The following is a 6,228-nucleotide window of genomic DNA, read 5'->3' as shown; positions in this document are numbered from 1 at the left end:
TTCTGGCTTTTGTTCAGCTTTCCGTGTGTATTGGATTTTTGTTTTTTTTTTATTAGACAGGGCCCCCCCGGACTTAACCCGTCTTAATCCGTCGCGGGTGTCAAGGGGGGTAAAGCGGCCGGTGGCCACCTGGACGAGGCGGATCGCCGCGTCCCGCCGCAGTTGCCGTCTCGGTGCGTCTCGCAGGCGCGGATGAGACGACGGTCAATCCGCTTTGGCCGACTGCGAGTCGATCACGCCCGCGCCCGGCTCCGAGACCCGCCCGGCCCGCTCGCGGACCAGGCGGCGGAGCCGGTCGTGGGCTTCGCGGACCAGATCGTGGTTGCGCCAGCGCCGGAAGAACGCGTAGACCCGGTCCCACGGTGGGAAGTCGGCAGGCATGGCCCGCCACTTCGTGCCGTTGTCGACCAGGTAGCGGATCGCGTCCAGCATCGCACGGTGGCAATAAGCCTCCGGTTGCCCGCCCCCGCCCCGGCCCCGCAGCAGGACCGGCACCGGCAGCAGTGGCCGGACCACCGCCCACTCGGCGTCCGACATGTGGTGGTATACCGACGCTCGCGCGCCCCGTGGTCTCTGGCGTTCCCGAACCTGTGAGCCAGACAGTCACACGCGAGAGTGACTGAAGTGGACCCCACTCGTGGGTTGCCGTAGAAATGCGACAACAGAGCCTCCTGAACCGCACCTTGGACTCGACACCCTTCGAGCTACCAAGAGGCCCTGCTCTCATGCACGGCAGCCGCCGCAGTCACCCGATCGACTGACTTCTCGACGAGATCGGGACGACGGTAGTCGCGTCGCTTCTCGTGATCGCTGGGACGGACAAATTCGCACTGCCATCCACGTAGACGGTCGGCTTGGTGACGCCCCGAGGCCGCCTCGCGGGTTTGAGCCCGGTGCCGCGACTGACGAACCTGGCGAAGAGTCGTGTCCTACCGGCTCGTGGCGCGGCCAACCGCCCCCGCTACGTCCTACTTCTCCTCCGGCTCCCAGGCGCGGAGCAGGTCGAGCAGCCCTGCGTCTCCGTCAACGTGCAAGGAGTCGGCCTGGATCCGGTCGTACAGGTAGAGGACCAGCTCACTGGCCGTGCCGTGGACGGAGGCGCCGGCTGCGTCCGAGTCTTCGCCGGTCGCGGCGGTGGGCGCGGGGATGCGGGTGATGCGTGCGCCGTCGCCGTCGACGGTGAGGCGCCAGGAGCGGCCCTCGGTGGCGTGGAAGTCGAAGGCCGTGGGCTTGTGCGGCCAGGCACTCGGCGTTGCGCAGACGGTGAACAGGAACTCCTCCACACCGTCGAGTGCCAGCTCGACAGGCAGCGGCTGCGGGGAGCCCCCGGCGAGCTGGGCGTCGTAGGTGTGCACCGCGGTCTCCTGGACCCGGTGCCGGGCGGTGCCGCCGGCGGTCTGCGGTGACTGCGACGCGGGCCACCACGTCCAGCAACCGCTCTCCGGTCCCGCCGCGCGCAGGGCGCCCAGTAGAAGCTGCGTCGACGCGTCCAGCCAGGCCAGCAGGGCCTCACGCTCCTGCGGCACTTCCAGCGCGGCGCGCGCGGCGACGGCCTCGGCCGGGGGAGCGTCGGCAGACCCCGCGCCGACGATGGCGGCCCAGAAACGGTCTCCCCCACCCAGGTGCTTCACCAGATCGAACAGCGTCCACCCGGGGCAGGTCGGCACCTGCGCGTCGAGACCGGGCGCGGCGGCGACCACGGCGCGGAAGGCGGTGGACCGTTCATCGATCAGTCGCAACAGGTCAGGGAACTCAAGATTCTTTTCCACGCCGGATGTCTATCACCGTGCTCCGGTGATCGGACAGCGATTTTCACAGTCGCCGCCGGTTGGCCATTGCGGACGTCCTCGCCTCCCACCGCTCGGGTGACAAGCTGCGCACTGCTGCGAGGACGCTGGTGGTGGCGGTACGCCAGGCGTCGTGCCTGTGGGTGCTCTGGCCTCGCCGTGCGGCCGGGCACCTCGGCGACGTGACGTCCACCCGGTGCGCGCGGTCATGCTGCCGCTCGATGTGATGGACGCGGAGGTCACGATGGCGGGGGAGGACCGGTCGGGTCGGGAGTTCAGGTGACTCCCGTTCGACCAGCACTCCTCAAGTTCCTAACAACAACAGCCACTTAGACGGATCGCATCATCGAAGTCGTGGGACAACTGGGTCAGGAGCCTGAGACGGGCAACGTCGCGGTGCTGGAGATCGTCCGCTACTTCAGAGACGCCGGCGAGCCCGGTCAGGCGGACCCCGCCGGGAAGCCCAACCTCTTCGGCTGGCACCTGGACCGGGATGCGCTGGACTTCCTCGCTGCCACCGGTGCGGTACTCGATGTCGACGAGTACGACATGACGAGCTGAGCACGTGTGGGGCGGAGTGCTCCCAGATGCTGTACTGGCAGGCGGGGGTCCTGCCCGTGTCGTAGGGCGGCTGCGTGGCTGGCTGCCAGTCGGCCTCGGGCCCACGGCCTCCAGCCAACTGGTGATCAACCTACCTTCACCGGGTCGGCCGACGTTATGCGGCGCCGGCCAGGCCCGGTTGCGGTGGCTGGGCTGTCCATCAGTGCTGGTCGCGGATGAGGGGCCCACAGAACGTCGAGACGACGGCGGGCCAAGGCGACAATTGCCTGTTTGGGGGTCTTGTCCTCGGCTCGTATGCGGTCGTAGGAGGTCTGGGCACAACCGGAGCAGCACCCAGCAGTACGCCTCTGGCGCCGATAGGCGAGGGACCGGGGCCACAGCCCTCGGGCTCGACCGGGCCGACGCCGGTGCGGGAAGCGGCGGTACATCGCCCGGGGCCGCGAACGGAGGAGCTGCGTTTCCTACGCAGCGCGAGGCCCTGGAGGTTCTTCCCGCACAGGGCGAGGTGCCGTCGCGCCTGGAGGTCCGCCGGTCTCCGGAGGTGACGGCCACGACAAGCGTCTGCGCCACCGGGGTGGTCACTTACACCCGCGCCGGCGGATCCGAAGATCTCGCGACTTCCGAGCCGAGGCCTGCCCGTCGACGAGGGACGCGGAGTTCACGTACGAGTGCAGGGTCAGGCAACTCGAGTGCAACGGCAGCGGGCTGGTGCTCAGGAAGACGACCATGGCGGCTCTTGGCGACGAGCGCGTGAGCCATCAGAGCGAATACGCGGTGGGCGGCGACAAGGGGTCCCACATGATCGTCCGAGTGGGAAGGTCCGTCGTCACCTTCACGTACGGGCCGATCTCCTCCGATGCCGCGTTCCCCCAGGACGTCGAGCATGATGCGCACCTTCGTCGGGAAGGCGCAGGCGCAACCGGTCGGGTGACCGGGCATGGCTGGCTTCGACATCGAAGTCGGGGCTCGCCCCACAGGTGCACCTGGCCCTGCCCCCCCGCCCTGGCCCCCCGGCTCGACACCGGGGACGACGCTGCCGTTCTCCCCGGCAGGGGGCTGTCACGTGCCTGTGACAGTCGGCGGACAGTGTTGTGAAGTGCGGGGGTCAGTCTTTTTAGCAGAGGGACAAACAAGACATTTCACCACTGCGATCGTCCTTCGAAACCTCCCCCCACCCCCCTTTACTGGAGTACTTCTCATGGCTCGCACCTCCCGGAAGCAGCGTTTCTCGATGTTCGCCGTCTCGGCCGTGATGGTCGGGGGAGGCGTGCTGCTGCCCACCAGTGCATTCGCAGCGCCGGCCACGCCGCAGGTCAGCGAGGCGGCCACGCTGGTCGCCGACCATGCGAAGAGCGGTCATGAGAGCAAGGGCAAGAAGGACAAGGGAGGCCACAAGGGCAAGAAGCACGGCAAGAAGAACCAGGGCAAGAAGCACGGCAAGATCAAGGACGTCAAGAACATGCCGGGCTGCAAGTTCTACAAGGGCACCGTGTACTGCGAGCACAAGCCCGAAAAGCCCGCCCCCACCACGGAGACCCCGAAGACGGAGACCCCGGAGACGGAGACGCCGACCACGGAGACCCCCGCGACGGAGACCCCCGCGACGGAGACCCCTGCGACGGAGACGCCGGCCACGGAGACCGGTGAGGCCGCCGTGGAAGCAAGCTCGGCCACTTCCGGCTGAGTCTGGGACCCGTCGACGTAGCTCCCGTGCCGGAATCGGTTCACATGGTGAAGCGGTCATGCAGCTAATCAGGCCCTGCCAGGTCCCTTCGGGTCCCAGGGGCTTTGTAGCACCTGGGGGCCGGCGAAGCCCCAGCCCTGGAGCAGCACCAGGCACACCAAGCCGCCCTGGCCGGCCTCTACGCCTACGCCGAGGCGCGCTGGGACCGGCCGGGCTTCTGTCCGGTCGACGATTCGACGATCTTCGACGGGGCCAAGCTGTGGATCCCAGATCAAGCAGTCCCGGCCGGGTACGGATCTCGTGGGTATCGAGCGCGCCTTCGCCAGCATTGAGCAGCGGCTGGAGGACAGCACGTCCGGCGCCGAGTACGACGGCCGCTACCGCAGGATCAGCCACCGAGCCGGGCGCGGGGCTCTGGCCGACGCGGGGCTGTTCCGGAGCCACGTCGCCGCGAGATCGAACGGCGCCACCGGCCCCTCGGAGTGCGTCCACGCCCGCCGGTACAGGAACCCGCGGAACTCCCGCACGAGGCGTCCTCGAGCCCGAGCTGCCCGGCCAATCACTCCACAGCCTCCCGCGGCGCCGCGAGCGGGCCTCGCCCCGGAAGCGCCCGACGTACCGGAAGGTACAGGCAGATCTGCACCGCCTTGAGGGAGGATGGGCGCGTTCGCCGGCCTGACCCGACCTGCCCAGCCCCGTCCGCGCCGAGGAGCGGCCCATGAACCACCCCGTCCCCGCGACCGGGACCGACAGCGAAGCCCTGCGTACGGTCATCGAAGCCGCGATCGTGGACTACCTCGACGGTGCCACGGAAGCGGAGCCGGACACCGCCGACCTCGCCGCCCACATTGCTGCCGCCGTTGAACGACTGCTTGCCGCACGACCGCTGGCCGAACCGGCCCCGGAAGGCGACGAGGTCTGAAGTCCTTCCCTGTGGCTGACACCCGCACGCCTCGCCCGTCGGGCCGCTGCCTTCCGGCGCCGTGGGGCCGCCACTTGGATAGGGTGGGCGTACTCGACCTGCCGGCGCGCGCCGCCCACCCCGGCGTGCAGAGGCCGGGCGCTCTGCGGCTGAGGTGCTCGGGTGCAGGCCTCATTGGGCGCCCCCTAGGGGCCGCTGGCAGGCCGGCGTTGAAGGAGCGCGCCCGCGGCCAGGCTCGGAAGATCACTGTTCGGAACGCTGTGTGTGGGGAGCCATGACCGTCACCTACTTGATGCTCGCGCGGCTACCCGAAGGAGGCTTGGAGGCGTTCGACGCCTACGAGCGCACCGTCTTGCCGCTCCTTGCCGAGCACGGAGGGCACCTGCAGCGAAGACTGCGGACTCCGGACGATCGGGTTGAAGTCCACCTCGTGACCTTTCCTGCCACCGAAAACCTTGATGCGTACCGGGCTGACCCCCGGCGTGCTGCCGCCGCACCCCTGCTGAAATCTTCTGGGGCAGCGGTCGAACTGATCGCGGTCCGCGACGTGCAGTCGTGAGGGTGCAGCGCAGAAACCACCTCGGCACGTTCCCGTGACGCGCCTATTCTCGGCGTCTGCGTCAGCCGCTGCTCGGTCAACTACACCGTCGACGTGCCGGTGACAGGCGAAGTGTCCAGTGGACGGATCCGCCTGGCCAAGGTGGCGGCCGTGAAGGTGACCACCAGTTCTGGCCGGCGCGACCCGACATCGGGCCGCAGTGAGCGGGTGGAGGGCGACTCTTGAAGTAGCACGAGGGGCCGGTACGCCCGGCCTGAGTGTTCCGTTACCGCCGAGATGACGCCATGCTCACGGAGGTGTAGGGGAGGCGTCACGGAGTCTGTCGAGGCGGCGGATCAGGGGGGTGGCGGGGGCGCCGTGCAGGAGGACGGACAACATGACGGTGAAGGTGACAACGGCCCACAGCTGCCGTTCGTGAGAGCCGAAGTGGTCGCTGTTGGTCCTGCTCCTGACCGCTCAGGACAGGTAACGGCACGCACCACAGCGTCCGCCCTGCCTGGTTTTTCGGTTCGCCGGAAGGGATTCCGGTCAGCAGCAGCGGCAGCTCGCCCTGGCCATCAAGAGAGCCCGGGAAGACGGCCCTGCTCCCGTATGCCGGCCGATAGCGGACGGCCCGTGCGCCGCTCCCCACCTGTCCCGATCCCCGGCAGGACACCCGGGTGAATCCCGCCCCGTCGGCGGGACGGCGGGGGCCACGAGCGGCCGTCCGGAGGGC

6 protein-coding genes are annotated in these 6,228 nt (G+C 68.9%); 4 read left to right on the top strand and 2 right to left on the bottom strand.

What is annotated here, in order from left to right; genetic code table 11:
- Nucleotides 1-204: 204 nt before the first annotated feature.
- Both PV721_RS44205 and PV721_RS39995 read right to left on the bottom strand, forming a co-directional pair.
- On the bottom strand, nucleotides 205-537 hold the full coding sequence (locus tag PV721_RS44205; RefSeq protein WP_416371281.1) for a transposase: 333 nt from the start codon (nucleotides 535-537) through the stop codon (nucleotides 205-207).
- 431 nt (nucleotides 538-968) lie between these two features.
- Nucleotides 969-1,769, bottom strand: a complete 801-nt coding sequence (locus tag PV721_RS39995; protein WP_319733276.1) for a maleylpyruvate isomerase family mycothiol-dependent enzyme — start codon at nucleotides 1,767-1,769, stop codon at nucleotides 969-971.
- A gap of 372 nt (nucleotides 1,770-2,141) precedes the next feature.
- On the opposite strand from PV721_RS39995, the gene PV721_RS39990 reads away from it, so the two are divergent.
- From PV721_RS39990 to PV721_RS39970, 4 genes are all read left to right on the top strand, one after another.
- Nucleotides 2,142-2,348: a hypothetical protein gene (locus PV721_RS39990; RefSeq protein WP_319733275.1), complete on the top strand. Its 207-nt coding sequence runs from the start codon at nucleotides 2,142-2,144 to the stop codon at nucleotides 2,346-2,348.
- A 1,198-nt stretch (nucleotides 2,349-3,546) separates the two neighbouring features.
- Entirely contained in the window at nucleotides 3,547-4,032 is a 486-nt protein-coding gene (locus PV721_RS39980) for a hypothetical protein (RefSeq protein ID WP_319733273.1), read from the top strand.
- A 718-nt stretch (nucleotides 4,033-4,750) separates the two neighbouring features.
- Complete coding sequence (locus PV721_RS39975) at nucleotides 4,751-4,954, top strand: hypothetical protein (protein ID WP_319733271.1); 204 nt, start codon at nucleotides 4,751-4,753, stop codon at nucleotides 4,952-4,954.
- Nucleotides 4,955-5,228: 274 nt separating this feature from the next.
- On the top strand, nucleotides 5,229-5,513 hold the full coding sequence (locus PV721_RS39970; RefSeq protein ID WP_319733269.1) for a hypothetical protein: 285 nt from the start codon (nucleotides 5,229-5,231) through the stop codon (nucleotides 5,511-5,513).
- Nucleotides 5,514-6,228: the final 715 nt, after the last annotated feature.

The organism is Streptomyces sp. MB09-01 (assembly GCF_033794505.1).
GTDB lineage: Bacteria > Actinomycetota > Actinomycetes > Streptomycetales > Streptomycetaceae > Streptomyces.
Note: the sequence above shows the minus strand (reverse complement) of the source record. Positions and strands in the feature narration are given on the sequence as shown.

Bases quoted from the DNA above. Each gene is read 5' to 3' on its own strand.
- PV721_RS44205 (WP_416371281.1), bottom strand. From the start codon at position 537: ATGTCGGACGCCGAGTGGGCGGTGGTCCGGCCACTGCTGCCGGTGCCG.
- PV721_RS39980 (WP_319733273.1), top strand. From the start codon at position 3,547: ATGGCTCGCACCTCCCGGAAGCAGCGTTTCTCGATGTTCGCCGTCTCG.
- PV721_RS39975 (WP_319733271.1), top strand. From the start codon at position 4,751: ATGAACCACCCCGTCCCCGCGACCGGGACCGACAGCGAAGCCCTGCGT.
- PV721_RS39970 (WP_319733269.1), top strand. From the start codon at position 5,229: ATGACCGTCACCTACTTGATGCTCGCGCGGCTACCCGAAGGAGGCTTG.